The organism is Amycolatopsis sp. NPDC104863, from assembly GCF_055582965.1.
Genome location: NZ_JBVJOW010000006.1, coordinates 478,796 through 502,092 on the forward strand (window position 1 = coordinate 478,796; position 23,297 = coordinate 502,092).

21 protein-coding genes are annotated in these 23,297 nt (G+C 71.9%); 9 read left to right on the forward strand and 12 right to left on the reverse strand.

Going from position 1 to position 23,297, the window contains the following annotated elements:
• Positions 1-28 precede the first annotated feature (28 nt).
• The 4 genes from ACZ63J_RS32880 to ACZ63J_RS32895 form a co-directional block, all read right to left on the reverse strand.
• Positions 29-1,390, reverse strand: a complete 1,362-nt coding sequence (locus tag ACZ63J_RS32880) for a cryptochrome/photolyase family protein (protein ID WP_465400429.1) — start codon at positions 1,388-1,390, stop codon at positions 29-31.
• Position 1,391: 1 nt separating this feature from the next.
• Positions 1,392-1,607 (reverse strand): hypothetical protein, encoded by a 216-nt coding sequence (locus ACZ63J_RS32885; RefSeq protein WP_465338713.1) that lies wholly within the window; start codon positions 1,605-1,607, stop codon positions 1,392-1,394.
• Between the two features lie 156 nt (positions 1,608-1,763).
• Positions 1,764-2,429 (reverse strand): maleylpyruvate isomerase family mycothiol-dependent enzyme, encoded by a 666-nt coding sequence (locus ACZ63J_RS32890; RefSeq protein WP_465400431.1) that lies wholly within the window; start codon positions 2,427-2,429, stop codon positions 1,764-1,766.
• Positions 2,430-2,678: 249 nt separating this feature from the next.
• Positions 2,679-3,572, reverse strand: coding sequence for an NADP-dependent oxidoreductase (locus ACZ63J_RS32895; protein ID WP_465400432.1), 894 nt, complete (start codon positions 3,570-3,572; stop codon positions 2,679-2,681).
• A gap of 69 nt (positions 3,573-3,641) precedes the next feature.
• Between ACZ63J_RS32895 and ACZ63J_RS32900 the strand changes: the two genes are divergently transcribed.
• A complete protein-coding gene (locus ACZ63J_RS32900) occupies positions 3,642-4,205 on the forward strand; it encodes a TetR/AcrR family transcriptional regulator (RefSeq protein WP_465400433.1) in 564 nt (187 codons plus the stop codon).
• 12 nt (positions 4,206-4,217) lie between these two features.
• On the opposite strand, the gene ACZ63J_RS32905 is transcribed toward ACZ63J_RS32900, so the two are convergent.
• On the reverse strand, positions 4,218-7,016 hold the full coding sequence (locus ACZ63J_RS32905; RefSeq protein ID WP_465400434.1) for a glycoside hydrolase family 2 TIM barrel-domain containing protein: 2,799 nt from the start codon (positions 7,014-7,016) through the stop codon (positions 4,218-4,220).
• A gap of 169 nt (positions 7,017-7,185) precedes the next feature.
• Here ACZ63J_RS32905 and ACZ63J_RS32910 point away from each other — a divergent pair, with 169 nt between their 5' ends.
• Positions 7,186-9,252, forward strand: a complete 2,067-nt coding sequence (locus tag ACZ63J_RS32910; RefSeq protein ID WP_465400435.1) for a PQQ-dependent sugar dehydrogenase — start codon at positions 7,186-7,188, stop codon at positions 9,250-9,252.
• Positions 9,253-9,274: 22 nt separating this feature from the next.
• Here the strand turns inward: ACZ63J_RS32910 and ACZ63J_RS32915 are convergent, their stop codons facing one another.
• Positions 9,275-9,445 (reverse strand): hypothetical protein, encoded by a 171-nt coding sequence (locus tag ACZ63J_RS32915; RefSeq protein WP_465400436.1) that lies wholly within the window; start codon positions 9,443-9,445, stop codon positions 9,275-9,277.
• 83 nt (positions 9,446-9,528) lie between these two features.
• Positions 9,529-12,183, reverse strand: coding sequence for a LuxR C-terminal-related transcriptional regulator (locus ACZ63J_RS32920; RefSeq protein ID WP_465400437.1), 2,655 nt, complete (start codon positions 12,181-12,183; stop codon positions 9,529-9,531).
• A gap of 294 nt (positions 12,184-12,477) precedes the next feature.
• On the opposite strand from ACZ63J_RS32920, the gene ACZ63J_RS32925 reads away from it, so the two are divergent.
• From ACZ63J_RS32925 to ACZ63J_RS32945, 5 genes are all read left to right on the forward strand, one after another.
• Positions 12,478-13,410 carry a collagenase gene (locus tag ACZ63J_RS32925; RefSeq protein ID WP_465400438.1) on the forward strand — a complete coding sequence of 311 codons (933 nt, stop codon included), beginning with the start codon at positions 12,478-12,480 and terminating at the stop codon, positions 13,408-13,410.
• Between the two features lie 78 nt (positions 13,411-13,488).
• A complete protein-coding gene (locus ACZ63J_RS32930) occupies positions 13,489-14,610 on the forward strand; it encodes an epoxide hydrolase family protein (RefSeq protein ID WP_465400439.1) in 1,122 nt (373 codons plus the stop codon).
• Positions 14,611-14,745: 135 nt separating this feature from the next.
• Positions 14,746-15,423: a hypothetical protein gene (locus ACZ63J_RS32935; protein WP_465400440.1), complete on the forward strand. Its 678-nt coding sequence runs from the start codon at positions 14,746-14,748 to the stop codon at positions 15,421-15,423.
• 452 nt (positions 15,424-15,875) lie between these two features.
• The gene (locus ACZ63J_RS32940) at positions 15,876-16,580 is read left to right on the forward strand and encodes a hypothetical protein (protein WP_465400441.1); all 705 of its coding nucleotides are present in this window, start codon (positions 15,876-15,878) and stop codon (positions 16,578-16,580) included.
• Positions 16,581-16,794: 214 nt separating this feature from the next.
• Entirely contained in the window at positions 16,795-17,976 is a 1,182-nt protein-coding gene (locus ACZ63J_RS32945) for a right-handed parallel beta-helix repeat-containing protein (protein ID WP_465400442.1), read from the forward strand.
• A 310-nt stretch (positions 17,977-18,286) separates the two neighbouring features.
• Here the strand turns inward: ACZ63J_RS32945 and ACZ63J_RS32950 are convergent, their stop codons facing one another.
• A complete protein-coding gene (locus ACZ63J_RS32950) occupies positions 18,287-18,943 on the reverse strand; it encodes a hypothetical protein (RefSeq protein WP_465400443.1) in 657 nt (218 codons plus the stop codon).
• Positions 18,944-19,122: 179 nt separating this feature from the next.
• Positions 19,123-20,169, reverse strand: a complete 1,047-nt coding sequence (locus ACZ63J_RS32955; RefSeq protein ID WP_465400444.1) for an NAD-dependent epimerase/dehydratase family protein — start codon at positions 20,167-20,169, stop codon at positions 19,123-19,125.
• Between the two features lie 75 nt (positions 20,170-20,244).
• On the opposite strand from ACZ63J_RS32955, the gene ACZ63J_RS32960 reads away from it, so the two are divergent.
• Positions 20,245-20,835: a TetR/AcrR family transcriptional regulator gene (locus tag ACZ63J_RS32960; protein ID WP_465400445.1), complete on the forward strand. Its 591-nt coding sequence runs from the start codon at positions 20,245-20,247 to the stop codon at positions 20,833-20,835.
• Positions 20,836-20,887: 52 nt separating this feature from the next.
• The gene (locus tag ACZ63J_RS32965; RefSeq protein ID WP_465400446.1) at positions 20,888-21,304 is read left to right on the forward strand and encodes a hypothetical protein; all 417 of its coding nucleotides are present in this window, start codon (positions 20,888-20,890) and stop codon (positions 21,302-21,304) included.
• Between the two features lie 55 nt (positions 21,305-21,359).
• Here ACZ63J_RS32965 and ACZ63J_RS32970 read toward each other — a convergent pair whose 3' ends face one another.
• The 3 genes from ACZ63J_RS32970 to ACZ63J_RS32980 all read right to left on the reverse strand — a co-directional run bounded on the left by ACZ63J_RS32970 (position 21,360) and on the right by ACZ63J_RS32980 (position 23,154).
• On the reverse strand, positions 21,360-22,046 hold the full coding sequence (locus tag ACZ63J_RS32970; RefSeq protein ID WP_465400448.1) for an SDR family NAD(P)-dependent oxidoreductase: 687 nt from the start codon (positions 22,044-22,046) through the stop codon (positions 21,360-21,362).
• An 11-nt stretch (positions 22,047-22,057) separates the two neighbouring features.
• Positions 22,058-22,450: an ester cyclase gene (locus ACZ63J_RS32975; protein WP_465310880.1), complete on the reverse strand. Its 393-nt coding sequence runs from the start codon at positions 22,448-22,450 to the stop codon at positions 22,058-22,060.
• A gap of 95 nt (positions 22,451-22,545) precedes the next feature.
• Positions 22,546-23,154, reverse strand: coding sequence for a TetR/AcrR family transcriptional regulator (locus ACZ63J_RS32980; protein ID WP_465400450.1), 609 nt, complete (start codon positions 23,152-23,154; stop codon positions 22,546-22,548).
• Between the last annotated feature and the right edge of the window lie 143 nt (positions 23,155-23,297).

Consider the following 23,297-nt stretch of genomic DNA (forward strand, 5'->3'; position numbering starts at 1 on the left):
GGTTCTCCTCCGTCACTTTCGCGTTCGGTCAGGCCGTTTCCCTGGCCCGCTTGAACCGTCGCGCACCGTCCGTCAAGTCGACGATGGGCGCCGGGTAGTCGAGTGCGCGCCGGTCGTCGTCCGGCAGCTTCCACGGTTCGTGCACCCGGCCGCCCGGGACGTGCGCGAGCTCGGGAACGTAGCGGCGGACGTACTCACCGTCCGGGTCGTGGCGTTTGGCCTGGGCCAGCGGGTTGAGCACCCGGTTCGGCCGGGTGTCGGTGCCGGTCCCGGCGACCCACTGCCAGTTCAGCTGGTTGTTGGCGACGTCGCAGTCCACCAGGAGCTCGGTGAAGTGCCGGGCACCCAGCCGCCAGTCCAGGTAAAGCGTCTTGGTCAGGAAGCTCGCCGTGATGAGCCGGGCCCGGTTGTGCATCCAGCCTTCCCGGGCGAGCTGCCGCATCCCCGCGTCCACGACCGGGTAACCGGTCCGGCCCTCCTGCCAGGCCGCGAAATCCCGCTTGGACTCGCGCCACCGGTCACCGTGCGGCCGGTAGTCCCGGGTCGCGCATTCCGGCCGGGCGGCGAGCACCTGGTGGTGGAAGTCGCGCCACGCCAGCTGCCGCGCGAACGCGCGGGCACCTGCCGACCCCGTCCCGACCCGGTCCAGCAGCTCCGTGACCGAGACCGTGCCGAAGTGCAGATGCGGGGACAAGCGCGAAGTCCCCTCCTCGGCCAACGCGTCGTGGCTGTCGGCATAGCCGTCGACGCCATCGCGCAGCCACGATGTCACCAGCTTGCGTCCGGCTCGTTCGCCGCCTTCCGGGAGCTCCGGTGACGGCGAGCCGCCATCCAGCTGCCGTGCGCCGGGCACCTTCCCGGCGGCCATCCGCGGCACCTTCACCGAGGACGGCGCCCGCAGGACCACGCGCCGGTCGGCTGCTTGCCACTTCCGCGCGTACGGGGTGAAGACCGCGAAGTGGGCCTTTCCGCCGGTGGGGGTGATGGATCCGGGCGCGACCGCGGTGACGACGGTGTCGTGGACGTGCAACGCCACGCCGAGCTGCCCGAGCCGTTCCGCCAGTCTTCCTTCACGTGCGGTGGCGAACCTGCTCACGTCGGCGGCGACGTGCACCTCGCCGACGTCGTGGCGGCGCACGATTTCCAGCACTTCCTCGACCGGCTCACCGTGCCGGACCACCAGCCGTCCCCCACGGTCACGAAGGCTTCGGTCGAGGTCGGCCAAGCAGTCCGCGAGGAAGGCCGCCCGGTTGGGGCACCCGAAGGAGCGCCCTATCCGATCGTCCACCACGAACAGCGGAATGCAGCGGCCGGCGGCCGCGGCCGCGTGCAGCACGGGGTTGTCGTGCACCCGCAGGTCGCGGGTGAAGAGCGCGAGCGACGTCGCCACGTCACCGGTCCGAGTCCGACTCGACCGGCATGCCGGTCATCTTGCGCACCAGCTCCTGTGCGTGGGCGTACGCATCCCCGGCTCCGGCCCGGTATTCGAGAGACCGGATGCGCTCGGTGAGACCTTCTCCGTCTCGGGCGTGCTGCTCGGCGCCGGCCAGCACGGCCAGCAGCCGGACGGCGTCGAGCACCGGGGATTTTGCGCTGTCAACGGACATCTGCGAACTCACTTGCATCTCGTGGGCTTGACCGATCCGACTCGGGTTACCCGCAAAATCGGTGACGATGCCCCACAGGGTGAAAGTCCGGTCGAAGATGACACGAGAGAGTGAATTCGGCGGGCCCACCGCGCGCGGCCGTCCATGCCGGCGCCGTCATTCTTCGAGATCCCGCTCCGGCAGGTCACCGAGCGTGGCGAAGCCGGACAGGTACGGCGTGATGTCCCCGTGCACCGTCCACGCGCGCAGCTGACCGGCCGACCTGCGGGACATCAAGGCACGCGTCAGATCGAACGCGTCGGCGCGGACGACGGTGGCGACGCGCTCGGCCGGTCCCCGGGAAACCCACTGCCAGGTACCACCGTCCAGCAGAATCGGTGGACGGTCGGCGACCGCGGCCCGGAACCGCTCGGCGAAGTCGTCCCGCAAGCTCGACAGTCCGGGAGTGGTCCGTCCGCCGGGAACCCGGAGGGCGCCGCGGAGATCCTGCTCGTGGATCAGGACGTCGTTCAGCGGACGGCTGGTGTGCTCACGCATCCACCGCCGCATCGGCTCGACCAGGCCCGCCCACTCCTCGAGCAGCGCCACGACGGACTTGTTCGCACGCCGGTCCACCTGCCGCTGCGTCCACGCCTCGTTGTGGTCGTCGGGCTCGTCACCCGCCAGCACGTCGGCGTCAAGCCCGACCATGTGCGCGAGAAGGTCCCGCACCGTCCACTCGGGACAAGCCGGCACCAGCTCGGTCGCCTCCCCCGAGGAAAGATCTCCGGTCAAGCCGGTCACCCGGTGCTGTGCGTTCGTCCACTCCTCGACGGGATCCACTCGCCCAGTCCAGCACGACCGTCCGCCGCTCGCCGGGCGACACCCCGCGGCGGCTCATCAGGATCCCCTTCGCCTGTGGCCGGCAACGACCCGAAGCCGGACGGTGGTGCCGGCTGCTGGCTGAACCGGCACCACCTCTTCAGCCGCCTCGCGCGCACGCGAGACGCGTCGGCTTACCCGATCCGGGCACCCGTCATGCGTGAACTCCCCGACGAACCGGACGACAGTGGCCCGCATCACGGCCCGCGGTCAGATGATCACGACGCGGCGGCCTCGCGTGTGACCGGCCTGGCTGTCGACGTGTGCCGCCGCCGCCTCGGCGAGCGGGTACGACTTCTCGACCGGGATGCGGAGCTCACCCCGCGCGATCAGGGCGACGGCCTCGGTGAGCGCGTCCGGCACGCTGCCGGCCACGCCGGAGAACCGGACGCCGAACCGCGGGGCCGCCAGGTCGGCGATCGAGATCACCTTCCCCGGGTCCCCGGTCAGCGCCACCAGCTCACCGAGCACACCCGAGCCGGCCAGGTCCAGCGCCGCGTCCACCCGGCCGAGGGCCCGCACCCGGTCGGCCCACCCTTCGCCGTAGGTCGTGGCCACCGCGCCCAGACCGCGCAGGTAGTCCTGGTTCGCCGCCCCGGCCGTGCCGATCACCCTGATCCCGCGGGCGCGGGCGATCTGCAGCACCACCGTTCCCACCCCGCCGGCGGCTCCGCTGACCAGGAGCGTCTGCCCGGCCTCGACGCCCACTTCGCGCAGGACGCGCACCGCGGTCTCCACCACCGACGGATACCCGGCCGCCTCCGCGAACGTCAGCTCATCGGGCATCCGCGCCCACGCCGACAGCACCGCGAACTCCGCGTACGTGCTCGTCCCCTCCCCGAACACGAAGTCGCCGGCCGCGACCCCGCCGACTCCGGCGCCGACCTCGTCCACCACCCCGGCGGCGTCCAGCCCGACCCCGGCCGGCAGCACGACCGGGTGCGCCCCGAGCACCTGGCCCTCCCGCAACCGCCAGTCGACGGGGTTCACGCCCGCCGCCCGCACCGCGATCCGTACCTGCCCGGGACCGGCGTGAGGTTCCTCGGCGTCGACCAGACGCAGGACCTCGGGACCGCCGAACTCGGCGAAGCTGATCATCTTCATACCCCGACCATAACACTAACGGTTAGCTTTTCAGAACGGATAGCTTTAGCGACCTGATAGTCTCCGCCGGTGACCGCGCCACCAGGACGCCGCGAGCGCAAGAAGGCCGCGACCCGGCAGAAGATCGCCGACACCGCCTTGCGCCTGTTCCTCGACCGCGGGTACGACCCGGTGGGCATCCGCGACGTGGCCGCCGAAGCCGATGTCGCCGTCACCACCGTCTTCGCCCACTTCGCCTCGAAAGAGGCACTGGTGTTCGCGCAGGACGAGGACTTCGAACAGCGCCTCACCCGGGCCGTCACCGACCGCGCCGGTGAACCGCTCATCCCCGCGCTGCACCGCGAAGTCCACGCCATGGTCCGCCACTGCGCGGCGCGCGACCGGGCTCCTCTCCGGCGCATGATCAGCTCCTCGGCCGCGCTGCGGGCCTACGAGGACGCCATGCTGCTGCGGTACGCCGACGCACTGGCCACGACCATCACCACCGACCTGGACCGCTCCCCCACCGCGTGCCGGGCCATCGCACGGTTCGTCGTCGACGCCTACGCGATCGCCCGCGACGCCGCCGACCCCGGGGCCGCGCTGGACGAGATCTTCCGGATGGTCGAAGCCGCCTGGGAAGCTCCGAGGTGACGACCGCGGCGGTCACCCGTCGAAGCGGAAATACACGGTGCGGTGGTACTCGCCGGCAGCGGCGTTCGGGCCGCTCTCCGGACCCAGCGACGTGACGCTGTGGAACTTGTTGCCGATCGGTGCGATCCCGTCGAGCAGCGAGAGGCCGCCGGCGGGGTAGGCGACCACGGCGTGCTGCGGATCCGGCCCCACCGCCGGCGTGAACAACCGCAGGTACATACCCTCTTCCCCGGCGACCATCGTGACCGCGCCTTCGGCGGTGTCCAGCACGGCCCAGCAGGTCCGCGCGTGGTAGCCCTTGAACTCCGGGTACGCGAACCCGCTCGCCCCGGTCGCGGTGTTGTCGTACGGCTTGCGCCAAACATCGGGCGACACGCCGCGCAGCCGGTTCTTGTAGACGCGGTAGGGCCCGTCGCCGAGCCAGGTGAGGCCCCGGACGTTCGCCTCCGGGTAGTCGAAGTTCACCCCGAGGAAATCGTGGTCGCCGGTGGCGCGGTAGTGATAGTCCAGCCGCAGCCAGCCGTTGGCGTCGAGGCGCCAGCGCACCGACGTCAGGTCGCCGCTGTAGTCCGCTCGCACGACCCAGCCGGTGCCGTCACGGAAATGACTGAACCCGGTGAGCGCCGCCGTCCCGTGAGCCGGGGCGGGACCGTTGGCCAGTGACACCGGCGTGCTTCCGCGGCGCGCACCGGCCAGCCGTCCGTCGGCCTTGCCGACGGTGACCCGGACGGCTCCGGCGACGAGCGTCACCGCGGTGGCGGTCTCGGTCGCGGTCACTCCGCCCGTGGTCGCCGGCATGACCAGGCGCGCGGCGAAGTCCGGCGCCTTCCGGATGCGCCACGTCCAGCCGGCGACCTCACGGCCGGCCGGGTCGGTCACGGTCAGCCGCAGCGCGTCGGCGCCCGTCCAGTCGGCGGGCAGGCCGAGCGTCACCGCACCGGTCGCGCCCGGCGCGACGTCCGGCGCGCCGGCTTGGCCCCGGGACAGGACCCGGTGGCCGGTTCCCGCGCCCGGCACCGGGAAAGCCACCAGTTGCCAGGCGAACCGGCACTCCCGGAGGTTCGTGAAGTCGTACCGGTTGACCAGCTTCACGGTCTTGTCGAACGACGCCGGGAACACCGAGTCGTAGTAGGCCGGGCTGGCCAGCTGGACCGGCGACCAGATGTCCTTGATCGTGAAGAAGCTGCCTTCCTTCTCCCGGTACGGCCCCAGGATCCCGTCGGGGGCGCGGCTGCCGTTGGTGTCGAGCGCCCCGCCGCGGTCGTCCCGCGCGACGCTTTCGTCGACGAGCGCCCAGATGAACCCGCCCGCCGAGCGCTGGGCGCCGCCCATGAGCTTCCAGTAGTCGTTCAGGCCGGCTCCGGCGCCGCCGTCGTAGAGGCCGTGCAGGAACTCGGTCGGCATGAAGACCGTGGTGCCGGCGGCTTTGCTCGCGGTGCTGCTGTAGGTCTGGTAGTGACTGGTGTCGACGCCGCCGAACGTCGTCCACGGGTGCAGCACCGCGCGCCGCTGCGGGTCGTACCGGCCGAAGTCGTCGTCCAGCGCGGTGTTCCAGCCGCCTTCGTTCCCGTTGTCCCAGAACAGGATCGACGGGTGGTTGACGTCGCGCTCCACCAGGGCCTTGACCAGCGGCGCCCCGACGCCCTCGTCGTAGTGACGCTGCCAGCCGGTCAGCTCGTCCAGGACGTAGAGCCCGAGCTCGTCGCAGAGGTCGAGGAAGAACGTGTCCGGCGGGTAGTGCGACATCCGGACGGCGTTCATGTTCATGTCCTTCATCAGCCCGATGTCGAGCCGGGCGAGGCGAGGACTGGACGCCCGGCCCGACGTCGGCCAGAAGGTGTGCCGGTTCGCTCCCTTGAGGACGATCCGCTTCCCGTTGACGTAGACGCCGTCGCCGGCCCGGACCTCGACCGTGCGGAAGCCGAAGCGCTCGGCGGTGCTGTGCAGCGGCACTCCGGTGGCGTCCACAAGAGACAGTTCGACTCGGTGGAGGTTCGGTGTTTCGGCCGTCCACAACGCCGGTCGCACCGCGGTGGTGGTCAAGGTCGCGCCGGTGGCGCCGCTCGCGACGGCGACCGAAAACGCCCCGCCGACGGCTGTGCCGTCGAGCCCGCGCAGCTGCGCGGTCACCCGGGCCGCCGCGGTCACCCCCGCGAGCGTGACGTGGGCGGCGAAGGTCCCGTCAGCACGGGCGTCGATCGCGACGCGGTCGATCCGGGCAGCCGGGTACGCCTCCAGGAACACCGGCCGGAAGATCCCGCCGAAGTTCCAGAAGTCGCCGCGGCGCTCGGCGTCGTTCACCGAGTTGTCGGCCGACTCCTTGCTGACGGTCGCCTCGAGCAGGTTCGGCTCGCCGAGCCGCAGCAGGGCCGTGACGTCGTGGCGGAAACGGTAGAAGCCGCCCTGGTGCACCGGGCCCGCCGAGACGCCGTTGACCCGCACGTCGGCGTCGGTCATGGCGGCCTCGAACACCAGGAAGATCCGGCGGCCGGCCCAGGACGCCGGCGGCGTGAACGAATGCCGGTAGTCGCCCTTCTCCGCCGGAACCAGATCCCCGCCGTAGTGGTAGCTGCCGAAGCCGTGGCATTCCCAGTTCGACGGCGTCGGGATCACGGCCTGCTCCCCCGCACGCCGGCCGGCCGTGACCACGAAGTCCCAGTCGACGGTGTGGTCGGCGTCGCTGCCGGTGAGCAGCATGGTCTCGGTCACCGGCCCGGCCACGGCCGCCGGCGCGGCTCCGGGCACCGGCAACCCCGCCGCGGCCACACCGGCCGCGCTGATCGCCAGGGCCTGACGTCGGGTGAGCTCCACCAGACCTCCCCAAGTCAAATCTGATATATGAAACACCGTACAACGGGAACCGGCAACCCATCGGACAAGCAGCCGGACAAGTCTTGACGTCCGGTCGCGGTCCCCCCACAGTGGTGCGGCACTCCGGCCTTCCGCGCTCTCCGGCCGATTCACCGTGAAAGAGGGAAGAATGGTCTCCTCGAGCACCCGCCGGCGCCTTCTCGCCGGGCTCCTGACCGTGGTGCTCGGCGCCGCCGCGGCGGCCGCGCCCACCGCGACCGCCGCCACCGGCTCGACCGTGGTCGGCGTGGCCTCCGGACGCTGCCTGGACGTCGTCGGCAACAGCACCACCGCGAAGACGCGTGTCAACATCTACGACTGCAACGGCCAGGCCAACCAGGCGTGGACGTTCACGGCGGCCGGCGAGCTGCGGGTCTACGACGGCACGATGTGCCTCGACGTCGCCGGCGCGAGCACCAGCTCCCCCGCCGACGCGCAGATCTACCCCTGCAACGGCGGCGGCAACCAGAAGTGGCGGATCACCGCCGACGGCACCGTCGTCGGCGTGCAGTCGGGCCTCTGCCTGGACGTCACCGGGGCGGGCACCGCGAACAGCACCCTGGTCGGGTTGTACACCTGCAACGGCGGGGGCAACCAGAAGTGGCGCACCTCCCTCGGTGACGCCCAGCCGCCGAGCGTGCCGGGCAACCCGCGGGTGAGCGACCTGGTCTGCGACGCCGTGACGTTCTCGTGGAACGCCGCCACCGACAACGTGGGCGTGGCGTTCTACGACGTCTACCACGACGGCCAGCTGATGAAGTCGGTGAGCGGGAGCACCCTGTCGACGAGTCTCACCGTGGTCGGCGGCGTCACCTGGGGCCTGTACGTCAACGCGCGGGACGCGGCGGGCAACGTCTCACAGGCCAGCACCACCGTGCCGATCACGCCGCCGCAGTGCCAGCCGGACACCCAGGCGCCGAGCGCGCCGACCGGGCTGACCGGCCGCGCGTCCGGCACGACGGTGACCCTGAACTGGACCGCGGCCACGGACAACATCGGCGTCCGGGCCTACGACGTCTACCGCGGCGGCGCCAAGGTCGGCGCGGTCACCGGGACCGCCACCACGCCGCCCGCGACCACCTTCGTCGACAGCGGCCTGGCGGCGAACACGACGTACACGTACTACGTCGTCGCGCGGGACGCCCAGGCGAACGTGTCCTCACCCAGCGCGTCCACGACCGTGACGACCGGCGCGGCCTGCGGCGACTCCGTCTGCGCGGTGACGCAGATCGCCACCGACACCGACATCCCCTGGGGCCTGGTGACCCTGCCGGACGGCACGATCCTCTACAGCCGGCGCGACGCCCACGACATCGTCCACCTGAACCCCGCCACCGGGGCCAAGACGTCGGTGGGCACGGTTCCCGGCGTGGACAACACCGACGGTGAGGGCGGCCTGCTCGGGCTGGCCGTCGCGAGCAGTTTCGCCAGTGACCACTGGCTCTACGTCATGCACACGTCGCCGTCCGACAACCGGATCGTGCGGATCAAGCTGACGAACGACAAGCTCGACACGGCGTCGGAACAGGTCCTGCTCAGTGGCTTGCTGCGCAACAAGTTCCACAACGGCGGCCGGCTGCGCTTCGGGCCCGACGGCAAGCTCTACGCCAGCACCGGCGACGCCCAGAACGGCGACAACGCGCAGAACAAGGCCAGCCTCAACGGCAAGGTCCTGCGCCTCAACCCGGACGGCACGGTGCCCTCGGACAACCCGTTCGGCAACCCGGTGTGGAGCTACGGCCACCGCAACCCGCAGGGCCTGGCGTTCGACTCCCAGGGCCGGCTGTGGGAGCAGGAGTTCGGCAACGCGGTGATGGACGAGACCAACCTGATCACCAAGGGCGGCAACTACGGCTGGCCCGCCTGCGAGGGAACGTCCGGGACGTGCGGCACCGCCGGGTTCATCGCGCCCAAGCGGACGTACTCCACGGCGGACGGCTCCTGCTCCGGCATCGCCATCGTCCGCGACGTGCTCTACGTCGCCTGCGAACGCGGGACCCGGATGTACCGCGAAGTGATCAGCGGCAGCGAGCTGACCGACGTCCAGGCCTACTTCAACGGCACCTACGGGCGCCTGCGCACCGTGGAACCCGCGCCCGACGGCGGCCTGTGGCTGACGACGACGAACAACGGCGACAAGGACAGCATCCCCGACAACAGCAACGAAAAGATCTTCCACGTCACCCTGGGCGGATAGCCGGCGGACCGGGACGGGAGCGTCAGCGCCCGGCCCGGTCCGCGGAAGCCACGACCAACGCCGCGCAGCGGGCCAGGGAGATGTGACGCACCCGCGCCATCTCCCTCAGCTCACGGCCGGCTCCCTCGGCGCCGAGGCCCTGGGCGGCGAGAACGGCGACCGCACGGTCGACGTCGTTGACGGGAACGGCCATCTTCTTGCGAATCCACACTGCGGAAACCCTCCGGCGCCGGCACTTCGATCCGGCCGCGGGTACCCCGTCCGCACCCGTCGTAATCACGTCCCGAGAGCGGCCGCAAGGGCCCGGCGGGACCGGGTCCCCAGCTTCTGCATCGCCCGGGCGACGTGGTGCTCCACCGTGCGCGGGGACAGGTGCAGGGTCTCGGCGATCGCCCGGTTCGTCATCCCGCCGGAAGCCAGCTCGGCGACCTCCCGTTCGCGCGGGGACAACGCGTCGTCGTAGGCCGGGCGGCCGCGGCCGCGAAGGAGCTCGGCATCGCCCGTCACCGAGCGCAGGCGGCCGCGGACCCGGGTCGCATCCCACGCCGCTCCGAGCCGGGTGAACGTCGCCAGCGCCGCTTCGAGGTGCCGGGCACCGGCCGCGCCCTCCAGCGCCAGCGCCGCCGGGTACGGGGCCGCCAGCCGCGCGTACAGCGCCGACGCGCGCTCGAACGCCACGGGTTCGCCGTCGGCCAGCAGGGCCCGGGTCCACCGCAGCGCCGCGGCGGCCATCGGACAGCTCCGGCCCCGCAGGCCGGCGGCGAACTGCCCGGCCGCGTCGGCCGCCCGGTCGGGAGCCCCGGCCGCGAGCCAGGCTTGCGTGGCGACCGGGACCAGCCGGGCCGCCCAGACCCAGATCCCCTTGCCCACCAGCGATCCCCACGCCTGCTCGACCGTCGTGACGGCGTCCCCGACCCGGCCCTGGGCCAGGTCCATGCGGGCCCGGGTGGCCGCGGCGGCCGCGGCGTACGGCACGAACGCGAAGCCTTCCCGGCCGGGCCAGACGGCTTCGGCCTCGGCCCAGTCGCCGCGCGCCACGGCCAGCTGGACGAGCACCAGGCGGGCGTCCGAATGGACACCGGCGTCCGACATGCCTCGGCGGCACCGCTCGGCCAGCCCGTCCCAGGCGCCGCGCTCGAAGTCGTACAGCAGCCGGGTGCCGCGGTCGCACTGCTCGAAGAACGGCGACCCGAGCACGTCCGCGCACCGGCGGGCCTGGTCGAGGATCTCGCCCGCGGCCCGGTACCGGCCCGCGAACACCGCCCCGACCGCGGTGTTCGTGAGCCCGCGAGCCAGGTACTCGTTGTGCCGGGGGTTCAGCCCGGCCCGGGGCGGCCGCACCCGCCGCAACGGGGCCGCGTCCCCGCAGGCGACGGCCAGTGACGTCCGCGCGGCGGCGACGGCGGCCCGCGAGACGTCGTCGTCGGCGACCCGGCCGGCCCGCGCCAGCCAGGCTTCGTGTTCGGTGAGGCCGGCCCCCGGCTGGAACGGGTTGGCCAGCGCGGTCATCGCGCGCACGAGCAGCGCCGGCCGCTCACGCAGCTCGCCGATGGCCCGTTCGAGCTCTTCCCAGCCTTCCGCGCGGTTGAGCTGCTTGTGCAGCAGCACTCCGAGCTCGAGCCGGATTTCGCCGCGCACCCCGGGTGCGAGCCCGGGCAGGCCGACGATCTCGCGCAGCACCGCCACGGTCCGGGGCGAGGGCAGGGTCAAGATCGCGTTGCGGGACAGCCGCAGCGCGAGGCGGGCCCGCACCTCCTCGCCGATCTCCGCGGAGGCAAGCACCGGCCGCACGACGTCGACGACCGCTTCCGGGTCGGCGAACGCACCCGCGTCGCCGGCGGCGCGCTCGACCGCGCGCAGCCACTCCTCGGTCGCCCCGCCCCGGCGGCGGTGTTCGGCGACGTGCGCCCACGGAACGGGGTCGCGGCGGCCCAGCACGTCCGCGGCGTGCAGGTGCAGGCGCCGCCGCCGCGGGCCCGGCAGCCGGGCCCGGACAGCGGCGGCCGCGAGCGGCACGGCGAACCCGTGGTCCCCCCGGTCGTCCGCCACGAGGAGGGTGCCGGCCTCGGCCAGCGCGGTTTCGGCGTCTTCGACGGACAGCCCGGCCGCGGTGGCCAGGTCCGCGACGGCCGCCGGACCGCCGAGCACGCCCGCCGCCGCCACGAGCGCCGACGCGGCCGGGGACAGCGCGGCGAGCCGGGTGGCGGTCAGCTGCGCGAGCCGGGCGGGCACCCCGAGCGCGTCGACGTCCTGCGTCGTGAACGGCCCGTCGCCCGAGCCCGTCGCACCGAGCAGCTCCAGCAGGTCGGCGACGACCTGGACGTTGCCGCCGGAAAGCTGCGCGAGCCGGGCCACCACCTGGCGCGGGCAGCGCTCGGGCCCGAGCCGCGCGTGGACCAGCTCCTGCACCCGGCCGTCGGTCCAGGGCGCGGTGCGGTCGTGGCGCACGGAGAGCGCCGCCGGCAGCGCGAGCCCGGGTCCCAGCGGGAGGTCGGGATCGGCGAGCTCCTCCGGGCGCGCCGTGACGACGGTGACGCATCCGTTCCCCGCCCGCTCCACCCAGTCGCGCACCAGGGCGACGAACCCGGCGGGCGCGCGCTGGACGTCCTCGACGACCAGCAGCGCGGGCGCCTCCCGCGCCAGGCGTTCGCGCCACGCGCCGGCGTCGTCGCGCTTCGCGGGATCCGGCGGCGGGCCGACCCCCACGGCGGACCGCACGACCGGGCTGTGCGCGGAGGTGAACGACAAGTCCACATGGGACACACGCGCGTCGCGGGCGAGGGCGACCAGCTCCGCGGTCCGCGTGGTCTTCCCGGTTCCCGCGGCGCCGGTGACCAGCACCAGCAGCGGCCGGTCCCGCTCCCCCAGCAGGGTCTGCCGCACGAGCCCGGCCGTGGACCGGGCCTGGTCGCCGGGGGTGCGGGGGCTCATCGGCGCATCGTAGGCCGGGCCCGGGCGGAGGACACCAGCCGAAAGGCGGGCCCCGGCATTTGTTTGGGTATCCGTAGTTCCCGGCTCGCGCATGGCCGGGCGGGCGGCTCCGGAGCGAGGATCTCTTCCGGCAGAGCTGCGGCGCCGGCGGACAATCCCGCGTCCCGATCGCGCGGTCGGACGGCGCCGAACCTGCCGGCACGAAGACGCCACCGCTGTCCGTGCCCGAGGGCGGCTCCGGCCCTCCCCGAGCCGGAGCCGCCCTCCCCACTCCTCTCCTCCCTGGAGCACGACATGAACGACTCGCCGGTCCGACGCGGCCTCAAGCGCTTCGCCGCCCCCGTCCTGGGCGTCTGCGCCACGCTCGCCCTCGTCACCGTCCCGCCCGCCTCCGCTCTGACCGCCCACCCGAGGACCGCCGGCCACCCCCTCGGGCCCGGCGGCGACGTCACCACCGCGGCCGCGCCCGCCCAGGCCGCCGCCGACGTCCTGCCGGTGACGAAGTCCTGCACGAGCGCGCTGCGGATCCGTGCCCAGCGGATGACCGCCGCCCAGCTGAGCGCGACCTGTTCGAGCCTCACCGGGCAGGACGCCTACTTCCACCAGCTGGTGAAGGACAGCGGCCCGGTCGCCGGCGACCGCAACACGGCGCTGGAGGTGGACGTGTTCGACTCCCGCGCCGACTACCAGTACTACGCGCCGTCGATGTTCGGCATCAGCACCGACAACGGCGGCGTCTACCTCGAAGGCGACCCGTCGGCGGCGGGCAACCAGGCCCGGTTCGTCGCCTACCGCGACGACACGAAGCCGGCGTTCGAGATCAAGAACCTCAACCACGAGTACACCCACTACCTCGACGGCCGGTACGACCTCTACGGCGACTACCGGGCCAACACCTCGACGCCGACGCAGTGGTGGATCGAGGGTCTCGCCGAGTACGTGAGCTACAGCTACCGAAAGGTGTTCTACAGCCAGGCCGCGACCGAAGCCGGGAAGCGCACGTACGCGTTGAGCACGCTGTTCGACAACACGCCCGGCAACGACCAGACGCGCACGTACGTCTGGGGCTACCTGGCGGTCTGGTACATGGCGGAGAACCACCCCGCCGACGTCGCCCAGCTCCTCGGCTACTACCGCACGGGCGCGTGGAGCGCCGCCCGGACGTTCTTGAAGCAGACGATCGGCACCCGCTACGACACCGACTGGTACCGCTGGCTGCTCACCTGAGCCTGCTCCGCCGGCCATTGGCGGTGCCGTCGAGCTACCGTTGCAGGGGAGGAAGCAGGCAACGGAGGGGAGTTCGTCGTGGCCGCCGAGCCGTTCGAGGTCGGCATCACCGACGCCGAGATCGCGGACCTGCGCGACCGGTTGCGCCGGACGCGCTGGCCCGAACCCGAGCCGGTGCCCGGCTGGTCACAGGGCATCCCGCTGAAGTACACGCAAGAGCTGTGCCGCAGCTGGGCCGAGGACTACGACTTCGGATTCGCGGAGCGGGTCAACGCCTTCCCCCAGTACCGCGACACCGTCGACGGGCTGGGCATCCACTTCCTGCACGTCCGCTCACCGGAACCGGACGCGTTCCCGCTGGTGCTCACGCACGGGTGGCCGGGATCGGTGCTCGAGTTCCTGGACGTCCTCGGCCCGCTGACCGACCCCCGGGCGCACGGCGGGGACCCGGCGGACGCCTTCCACGTCGTCGCGCCGTCCCTGCCCGGGTACGGCTGGAGTGACAAGCCGTCGACGACCGGGTGGGGCGTCACGCGCATCGCGCGCGCCTGGGACACGCTGATGGGTTCGCTCGGCTACGAGCGCTACGGCGCGCAGGGCGGTGACTGGGGGTCGGCGGTGTCCGGCGCGCTGGGCGAAGTGGCGCCGGAACGGGTCGCCGCCGTGCACCTGAACCTCGGGTCGGTGGCGGCGGGCACGTTCGACGACCCGACGCCCGCGGAACTGGCGAACCTCGAGGCCGAGAGGGAGTTCCAGCGCACCGGCCGGGGGTATTCGGCGGTGCAGGCGACCCGGCCGCAGACCGTCGGCTACGGCCTCACCGACTCCCCGGCGGGTCAGGCCGCCTGGATCGCCGAGAAGTTCCGGGCGTGGACCGACCACGACGGCGACCACGAGGACGCGGTGTCCCGGCGGAAGATCCTCGACGAGATCTCGGTGTACTGGTTCACCGCGTCGGCCGCGTCATCGGCGCGCCTGTACTGGGAGAGCTTCGCCCGCTTCCGGGACAAGGTCACCGCACCGTCCGGGCTGTCGGTCTACCCGCGGGACATCACCCGGCCGTCACGGCGGGAGGCGGAGCTGCGGTTCACCGACCTCCGCTGGTTCGAGGAACTGCCGAGAGGGGGCCACTTCGCCGCGCTGGAGCAACCGGAGTCGCTGGTCGAGCAGATCCGCGGGTTCTTCCGCCTCTTCCGCTGACGACCGTGGCCGGGTGAAGACGGCAGCGGAAGGCCGCTCGACGCGCGCGACAGGGCCGGGCACCCGAGCTCCCGGCGTTCCGTGTCGGTCGATCGACCCACCGCACCCGGTCCGGCGGACGGATACGGTACCCGGGTGGACGTTCGCCGGGCGAGCCCCGAAATCATCGCCGCCTGCGTGACACTGGCTGCCGGGCTGTGGGGCTATTTCACGTTCTTCGTCCACGGCGACACCCATGCCCGCGATCTCGGCGTCACGCTGCTGTTGGGCGCCTACGCGCTCAACGGCCTGCTTCAGGTGTTGTCGGCCGTCTACCTCCGGACCGACCTCGACCTCCGCGAGAAACTGGCCTGGGGTTTCGACTCCTGGCCGGAACGGCGCGGGCCTTCCGGCGTGACGGCGGCCGTCGTGTGGTTCGGCCCGGTCGCCGCCGGGCTCGTCGTGATGCTCGTGGCCACCCCGGGCTCGACTCCTTCCGGCGACCGGCACTTCGGGATCCACACGGCGATCCTGCTGCTGTCCCTCCTCGGGCTGGCCGCGGTGCCGCTGGGCGGAATGCTCTGGCTCTTCGCCGTGCTGCCGCTCACCGCGGTGGTCGGCGCGTTCCTGCCCGGCGAGTCCGGCGGCGACCGAAGGACGACACGCGCGGAAATCATCTCTCGCTCCTGGATCCTGCCCGCCACCGCGGCGTTCGCCACGATCGTGACTTTCGGCCGCAAGCTCAACCGTTCGGACTTCGGCCGGTGGCTTGCCGACGACTTCGGCCTGCCGTTCCCCCGGCGGCGTTCCTCGCACTGCTCTCGATCGCGATGATCATCACGCTGGTCGTCGTCCACCAGCGGGCTAGGTCCGCGCAGGCACGATCCGATCCCTGACTTCCCGGTGTGAACCCTGCGCCTCGGGACGCGGCGGACCACGTTTTGCCCGCGGCTCGAACGGGTATTCGATCACTCAGTTCGCCAGAACGGACCGAGGGGGTCATCAGTCTCTTGACGATCACTACCGGCGTGCGCCGATCCGGTTCCTGAACCGTGCGGGCCAAAACTGTGAACCGACGACTGCTGCTGACGCTCGCGCTCGCGGGGGCGGCGTCCGCCTGCGGCACCCACCAGCCGAGTCCGGCCGCCCGGACGGCACCACCCCAGCCGGCCTCTTCACCGGATCCCACCCCGGAATCCACGCCTTCGCCATCTTCGAGAGCGGACACCACGCCCCCGCTCCTCGTCGGCTTCTGCGGCACGCCCGGCTCTCCCGCCCTCGGCGCCATGACGGGCGACCTGGCCGTCGCGAGCCGGAAGCTCCGCGAAACGATCGGCACCTACCCTCCCGCGCGACCGGTCCAACCGGTCGTCGAGCTCATCGCCACGACCGCGCACCGCTCGCCCGGCGCCGACGGCAGGTACCGCAGCCGGTGCACCGACGAAACGGTGCGGCACTACCTCGATGTCGCGCGGGAGCTGGGTGGCGTGCTCCTGCTCAACATCCAGCCGGGGCAGGCCGACTTCCTGCCCGAAGTGCAGGCGTACGAGCGATGGCTCACCGAACCCGACGTCGGCGTCGCTCTCGATCCCGAATGGGCGGTGGATCCCGGGGTCGTCCCCGGCGAAGAGTTCGGCAACACCACCGGGTCCGAACTCGACGACGTGGCGAGCTACCTCGGGAAGCTGGTCGAAGACCATCGGCTGCCGGACAAGATCATGGCCTACCACCAGGTGGCGTCGTCCGTGGTCCGCGACGAACGGTCGCTGGGCGTCCACAGCGGTGTCTCGGCGCTCAAAGTGGTGGACGGAATCGGCTCGGCGTCCGCCAAGAGCGCGACCTGGCGGAAACTGACCAGCGATCTCCCCGACCGGGTCCGGACGGGTTTCAAACTCTTCTTCGACGAAGACACGCGAAACGGCTCCGCGCTGATGACACCCTCGCAAGTGCTGGCCCTCGAGCCGACGCCGTCCTACGTCGTCTACGAATAAACCTTCTCCTTGCCCAGTACGGCTGTGGCGGCCATGCCACGCCGAGACCTTCGGGTGGGATCCAGGCGCACCAGCCGGATACGAGCCGCTCCACCCTGGATGGGTGGTGGATGCCCCTGAACCGAGTGAACCCTCTGCGTCAACGCCCAATTACGGCGAGTGGTGAAGGATGGTGAGAGAGGCAGTCTCACGACCCAGTGCAAGGAGCGTGTTCATGACCGTCTTCACCCCAGTCCGGCTCGGTGCGGCGACGTGCGCGGTCGCCCTGCTCGCGGCGGCAGGCGCCGTGTCCGGCACCGCGGTGGCCGCGCAGCCGACCGGGCCGGCCGCCGCACCGAAACTCGCGGTGTGCGCCGCGGGAACCGGAAAGATCAGCCTGGACCTGAAAGGAATGGTCAGCCTGATCAGCCAGGCCAACTCCGTCTCCTCGGAAGTGACCGCCACCGTGGACACCCCTTCGGCCGGGTGCGTGATCGAGGCGTCCGGTCTGTTGCCGACGCTCACCGGGAAGCTCAACCTCGTCGCCCGGGGCGGACGACTGGTCGTGGACGCGACGAAGGCGACCGCGATCGGCGCGGTCAACTCCGCGTTCGTCGTCGCCAAGACAGGCGTGCTGACGCTGACCAACTTCGGCATCACCGGCGCCGCGGGCGCGAGCCTGGGCGGGGTGGCCACCGTGGGTGGCACCGTGACGTTGAACGACTGCGTGGTGTTCGGCAACGCGACCCGGGGCATCGATGTGCTCGGCGGCACGGTCACCGCGGTCAACTCGACCATCCGTGAGAACGTCGGCGGCGTACGGGTGCGCGGCGGTGGGGCGCTGGTTCTCACCGGCAGTTCGGTGCTGGGGAACACGACGGTGTCCGCCCCCGGCGCCGGCGGCGGTGTCAGTGTGTCCGACCGGAACTCCTCCGTCCGGCTGGATCACAGCATCGTGGACAACAACAGCTCCGTGGGCATCGGGACCGGTGGAGGTGGCGGGCTGGCGCTCGACGCGTACACCTCGGCGGTCGTGATCGACAGCAGCGTGTCGGGCAATGTGGCCTCCCGGGCCGCCAAGCTGCTGCCCACCGTGCTCGACCAGCGGACGTCCGGCGGCGGGATCGACGTCGGCGAGCAGGTCAAGCTGACCGTGACCCGCTCCAAGATCAACGGGAACCGGGTCGACGGCGTGAAGGCGGGCATCGGCGGTGGGCTGTACGTCGCCGGACCGCGGGCGACCGTCACCGTCACCGACAGCGAGATCAAGAGCAACACCGTGACCGCGGTGAGCGGGAACGTGAAGGGCGGCGGCATCGCCGCCGGCATCGGCAGCAGGTCGGCGGTTTCGGTGAGCGGTTCCGTCGTGACCGGCAACGTTCCGGTCGACTGCGAGCCGGTCACGCTCGCCTGTTGAGGCGCCCGGCCGTGGCGGAACCGGCTTGACGGGCAGTCGAGAGCCCGGCGGGGGGGGGGGGGGGGGGGGGGGGGGGGGGGGGGTGTGGGGGGGGGGGGGGGGGGGGGGGGGGAGGGGGAGGGGGAGGGAAGATGGAAGGCCGTGGGGACGCCCCACCCCCCCCCCTCCCCCCCCCCCCCCCCCCCCCCCCCCCCCCCGCCGGGCTTCGATGATCCGGCTTCGCCGGATCAGCAGCAGGCGACGGAAGCCCGTTGACCTTCGCGGTAGCCGATGCGCGATGGACCCGGAAGGATTCCGTTGCCGCCGCCGCTCACTGTGTCGGTGCGCAGGCTGTTTGACCCAGCACGACCTGGCCGCTGACACCCGAGGCCGGGAGGAACGTGACCGTCAGCATCGTCAGGCCGATGCTCCCGTCGCCCGGCAGGGTCTGGGCGTTGAACACCGCGTTCGCCAGCACCGTTCCGTTGGTCTTCTTGATCGGCGTCACGTAGCCGACCGGAACCGGCTTCGGCGGAGCGGGGATGCCCGAAAGGCCGCTGTAGGTCCAGCCCGCGTTCGTCTGCGTCTGGGTCGCTTCACACTTCACGGTGAACGACGCGAGCTTGATGCGAGGGCCTCCCGCGCTCACCAGTGCCGAGAGCTCGACGTTCTTCCCCGTCGCGGTGGAGGTCGTGGCCGTGGTGTCGGTCTGCGGGTCCGTCACGGTGGTCGTGCAGGAGGAGGTGCCGCCACCGAAGCTGACACCCGTCTTGGACACCGGCGGCGCGGTCGCGCTGGTCGGTCCGTCGACCGAGCAGTAGCCCTGGACCGGAACCGTGGTCGTGGAACCGGCTTTGGTGAACTCGGCCGAGCCGATGTCCGCCACACCGGCTTGTGGATCGGCCCGCGCCGGCGCCGTGGTCGCGGCGAACCCGGCCACCAGGACGGCCCCGGCGAGCCCGGCTCGCCAGGCGATGGTTGTGCGCACTGCGCCCTCCTCGAGGCCGGAAGATCCGCGCGGCCCGCGGATCGGCTGCGAAGCAATCATGCGTAGCCCGGCCCCCTCCGGTGGCGGAAAGGCCGACAATCATTCGCCCGTGCGACGAGACTCACCCGGAAGAGGTGCGGTCGGAGGTTCCGGCGCCGCGCCCGGCCGGTTCCCGTTTCCTACCGCGGGGCCGTGCCCACCAGCCCCAGTTCGAGGAGGCTTTGCCCGCTGGCGGCGATGGCGTCTTCGGTCGAGCGCGGTCGCCAGCCGAGCACGGCACGGGCGCGGCTGTTGTCGACGTGCCGGACGACCCCGAGGTTGCCGGTCATCTCCCGCAGCGCGGGTATCGCCAGGGCGGCCAGCCGCACGAAGACGTCCGGCATCCTGCGTCGCGCAACGCGGTCGGCCGCCTCGCCGAGGTGCTCGCGCAGGATCCGGGCGATACCGGCGAACGGCACGGCATCCCCGGCGGCCGCGATGAACCGCCGGCCGGCCGCGTCCGGGTGCGTCATCGCCCGTAGCTGCAGGTCCGCCACGTCACGCACGTCGACCACCGCGGTGAACAGGTTCGGGATTCCCGGCGGCCGGCCGCGCAGCATGCCGTGGATGAGCTGCAGCGACCCGGACAGGCGCGCCCCGCTCGCGGGGCCGAAGATCCCGACCGGATTGACGACCGTCAGCTGCATGTCGCCACCGCCCGGTTCGGCGAGAAGATCCCAGGCGGCACGCTCGGCGAGGGTCTTGGACTTGATGTAGGGCGTGACACCGGGTCCGCTCGGCTCGGTCCAGTCTTCCTCCGTGAAGGCGTGCGGCGTCGGCGGATGTCCGTAGCCGATGGCCCCGAAGGACGACGTGAGCACCGTGCGGCGCACACCGGCGGCCCGTGCGGCCCGGAGCACTCGCAGCGTCCCTCCGCGCGCGGGGACGATCAGGTCGTCCTCGTGCTCGGGCCGGCTCGCGGGGAACGGCGAGGCGACGTGCAGCACGTAGCGGCAGCCGGCGACGGCGGCCGCCCAGTGCTCGTCGTGCCCCAGATCGGCCACGGCGAAGGCGAGCCGGTCGGTGCCCGGTGCGCCCGCCGCGGCCACGGCGGCACGGACGTCACGTTCGGCAGCGGTGCGGCGCACCGTGGTGCGGACCCGGTAACCCGCCTCGAGCAGCTGGGCGATGCAGTGCGTGGCCAGGAACCCGGTGCCGCCGGTGACCAGGACGAGGTCGTCCGTCATGTCCATCTCCTTCTTGAAAACGCGTTGTCGAAACCGTACAGTCGAAAGTACGTTTTCGACAACTAGGGAGAGTACGTGAGCGGTACGCCGGCTTCGCGGCGCAAGCGCCTGACATCCGAGCGTGAGCAGCTGATCCTGCAGATCACCTTCGACCTGGTCGCGGAGGTCGGTTACGAGCGCGCGACCGTCGACGAGGTGGCGCGCCGGGCCAAGGCCAGCACCGCGACGCTGTATCGGCAGTGGGACAGCAAACCCAAGCTGGTCATCACGGCGCTGCTGGCCCGGAAGTACCCGCCGCTGCCCGAAGTGGACACCGGTGACCTGCGCGGAGACCTGGTCGCCCTCGCCCGGCTGATGCCGCCTCCGCATCCCGCCGGAGCTCCGACCCTGGGAATCTGGCAGGCGGTCCTCGCCGAACCGGAACTGGCTCGGGCACTGCGTGAAGTGTTGTTCGCCCCGCACCTGCGCGCCCTGGCGGCGATCCTGCGGCGTCACGTCGACCGCGGCGCCATCCGGCCGGACAACCCGGCACTGGCGCACGCCGAGATGTTCCTGCTGGGGAGCGTCTTCGTCGAGAAGCTCTTCACCGGCACCGAAGCGACCGCCGACCAGTTGGTCGCCGTCATCGACGCCGTGTTGCTGCCCGCGCTGACCGCGCCTGCCTGACCGTCGCTCCGCGAGGACTGCCGGCCAGGCGACGCGCGCCTAAAGTTCTCTCATGACGTCCTCGCCAGTCGACCCGGTTGCGCCGCCGGCGGCATACCTCTCCGCCGCCGAGTACAACCTCGCCTACCCCGACGCCCCGGTGCCCGCCGACGAATCCGACCGAGAGACGTCCGAGCGGTTCACCGGCACCGGGTTGACCGACGACATCACCGGCAGCGGCGAAACCTGCCTCTTGCTCTTCCTGCCCGGCGGCGTTCCCGGCCCCCGCGAGCGGGACAAGACCGGAGTCGTCCTGGCCGGCCGGCACGGCGATGGCCCCTACCTCGTCCTCGCGGAGGGCGTGCCGCTGCGCCGGGCCTGGGAAGCCTCGACCGCCGACCGGCCGGATGGTCTCCTGGCCGCGCACGCGACCCTGCAGGCTTTGCCGGCCGTGCCGGCGCCCCTCGACCGCGCCGCGCAGCTTCCCTGACCAGAACGGCAGGACGGCCACCCCCGAGTCGAGCGCGAAAGCAGCCTTACCGGGCCTACCAGGGCAGTTCGCCGCTCTCGTCCTGGAAGGTTCCGGTCGGGCCGTCCGCGGCGAGAACAGCCAGGCGCACGACCGTCTTGGCACTCTCGGCCGGCGGCCGTCCGATGCCGAACGCGGCGGTCATGTCGGTGGCGGTGGTGCCGGGCTCGACGGCGTTGAACTTGATGCCCGGCTGCGACTTCGCGTACTGGACGGTCAGCATGGTCGCCGCGGCCTTGGACGCGGAGTAGAGCGCGAGCGGCAGCCCGAACTCCGGCCGGTCCGGGTTGGTCACCGCCCAGAACGAACCGGCGCTGCTGGACACCGTGACCACGGTCGGGTTCGACGACTTGCGCAGCAGGGGCAACGCGGCTTCGGTGACCCGCACGAGCCCGACGGCGTTGGTGTCGAACACCCGCAACGCCGTCGGGCCGTCGAGGGAGCCGCCACCGAGGACACCCGCGTTGTTGACCAGAACGTCGAGGCGCCCCTCGGCGGCGTCGATCGTGGCCAAGGCTCTGGTCACCGAGGCGTCGTCGGTGACGTCGAGCTGCACGAACCGCGCGCCGAGCTCGGCTGCGGCCTTCTCCCCCCGCTCGGCGTCGCGGGCACCGACGTAGACGGTGTGGCCGTGCCGCAGAAGCTGCTTCGCGGTCTCGAACCCGATGCCCTTGTTGGCGCCGGTGATCAGGGTGACGGTCATGGATCTTCCTCTCAGCGGGTGAGCTGCCGGCGCAGCTCGCCGGCGTCGTGCAGGGCGGCCATGTGGACGAACCGTCCGTTGTGGACCCGGTAGATGGCGTATTCGGTGATCTCGAACGAGGCTCCGGTCGGTGCCACGCCGAGCCATTCCCGCACCGGGGTGCCGGTGTTGACCAGGCGCGCGGCCAGGCGGTCACCGTCGAAGAGCAGGTCCTGGAGCTCCCAGTGCAGATCGGGAACCGCGGCCACGTCGGCCTTCTGGACGGCGATGAGGTCGTCGCGGGTGGCCGGCTCACCGTTGAGGGTCGTCCGGTCGTCGATGAACTCGGCCATCCGGTCGAACTCGTGGGCGTTGAGCTCGCCCAGGTAGCGCTCGTAGAACTCACGCAGGTCGCGGTCGGGCATCTGCCGCCTCCGCTCTCGGTCCAATTCCGCATCGATCGATGCAGAACTCAACCGTAGCAGATTTTGCATCGATCACTACAGAAGTGGCGGGCGTCTCAGGAAAGCGGCCAGGCGCGCAAAGCCGCGTCGGCCATCTCCTCCAGCTCGGCGCGACCGACACCGCCGGCCGCCTGCACGGCGATGCCGTAGGCCAGGGCCGTGAGGTAGCGGGCCAGCAGGGCCGGGTCCGCCCCGGACGGCAGGTCACCCTCATCGACGGCTCGCGCGAACCGGTCACGGAGGGCCCGGTAGCCGTCTTCACGCCAGTCGATCAGCAGATCACGGGCGCCGCGGCCGGTGTCTCCGGTGACCAGGGCCCCTTGGACACCCAGGCAGCCGTGCGGACCAGCCGGCCGAGTGGTCGTCCTGATCGCCCCCGCGATGAGCGCGGTCGCGACTTCCAGCGCCGTGGGCCGGTCCAGCGCTCGCACGACATACGCGCTCGGGCCCTCGGTGTAGCGCTCCACCGCCTTGCGGAACAGCTCTTCCTTGTTGCCGAAGGTCGCATACATGCTGGTGGTGGAAATCCCCATGGCCTCGGTCAACGCGACCAGGCTCGCCCCTTCGTAGCCGTGTTCCCAAAAGACGAGCAGGGCACGCTCGAGTGCCTCTTCGGGGTCGAATCCCCGTGGCCGCCCCGTCGAGCGACGCCGTCCGGTCTCCACGGCCACAGGCTACCCCTTTTCGCATCGATCGATACGGAACTGGGCGGAGGCCGACCGGTGAGATCGCGCACCTCGCCGACCTCGACCGGCTCCACGCGGCCGTCCACAACCGGGACCCCGGTCCTTCGCCCGAACCTGGGCCC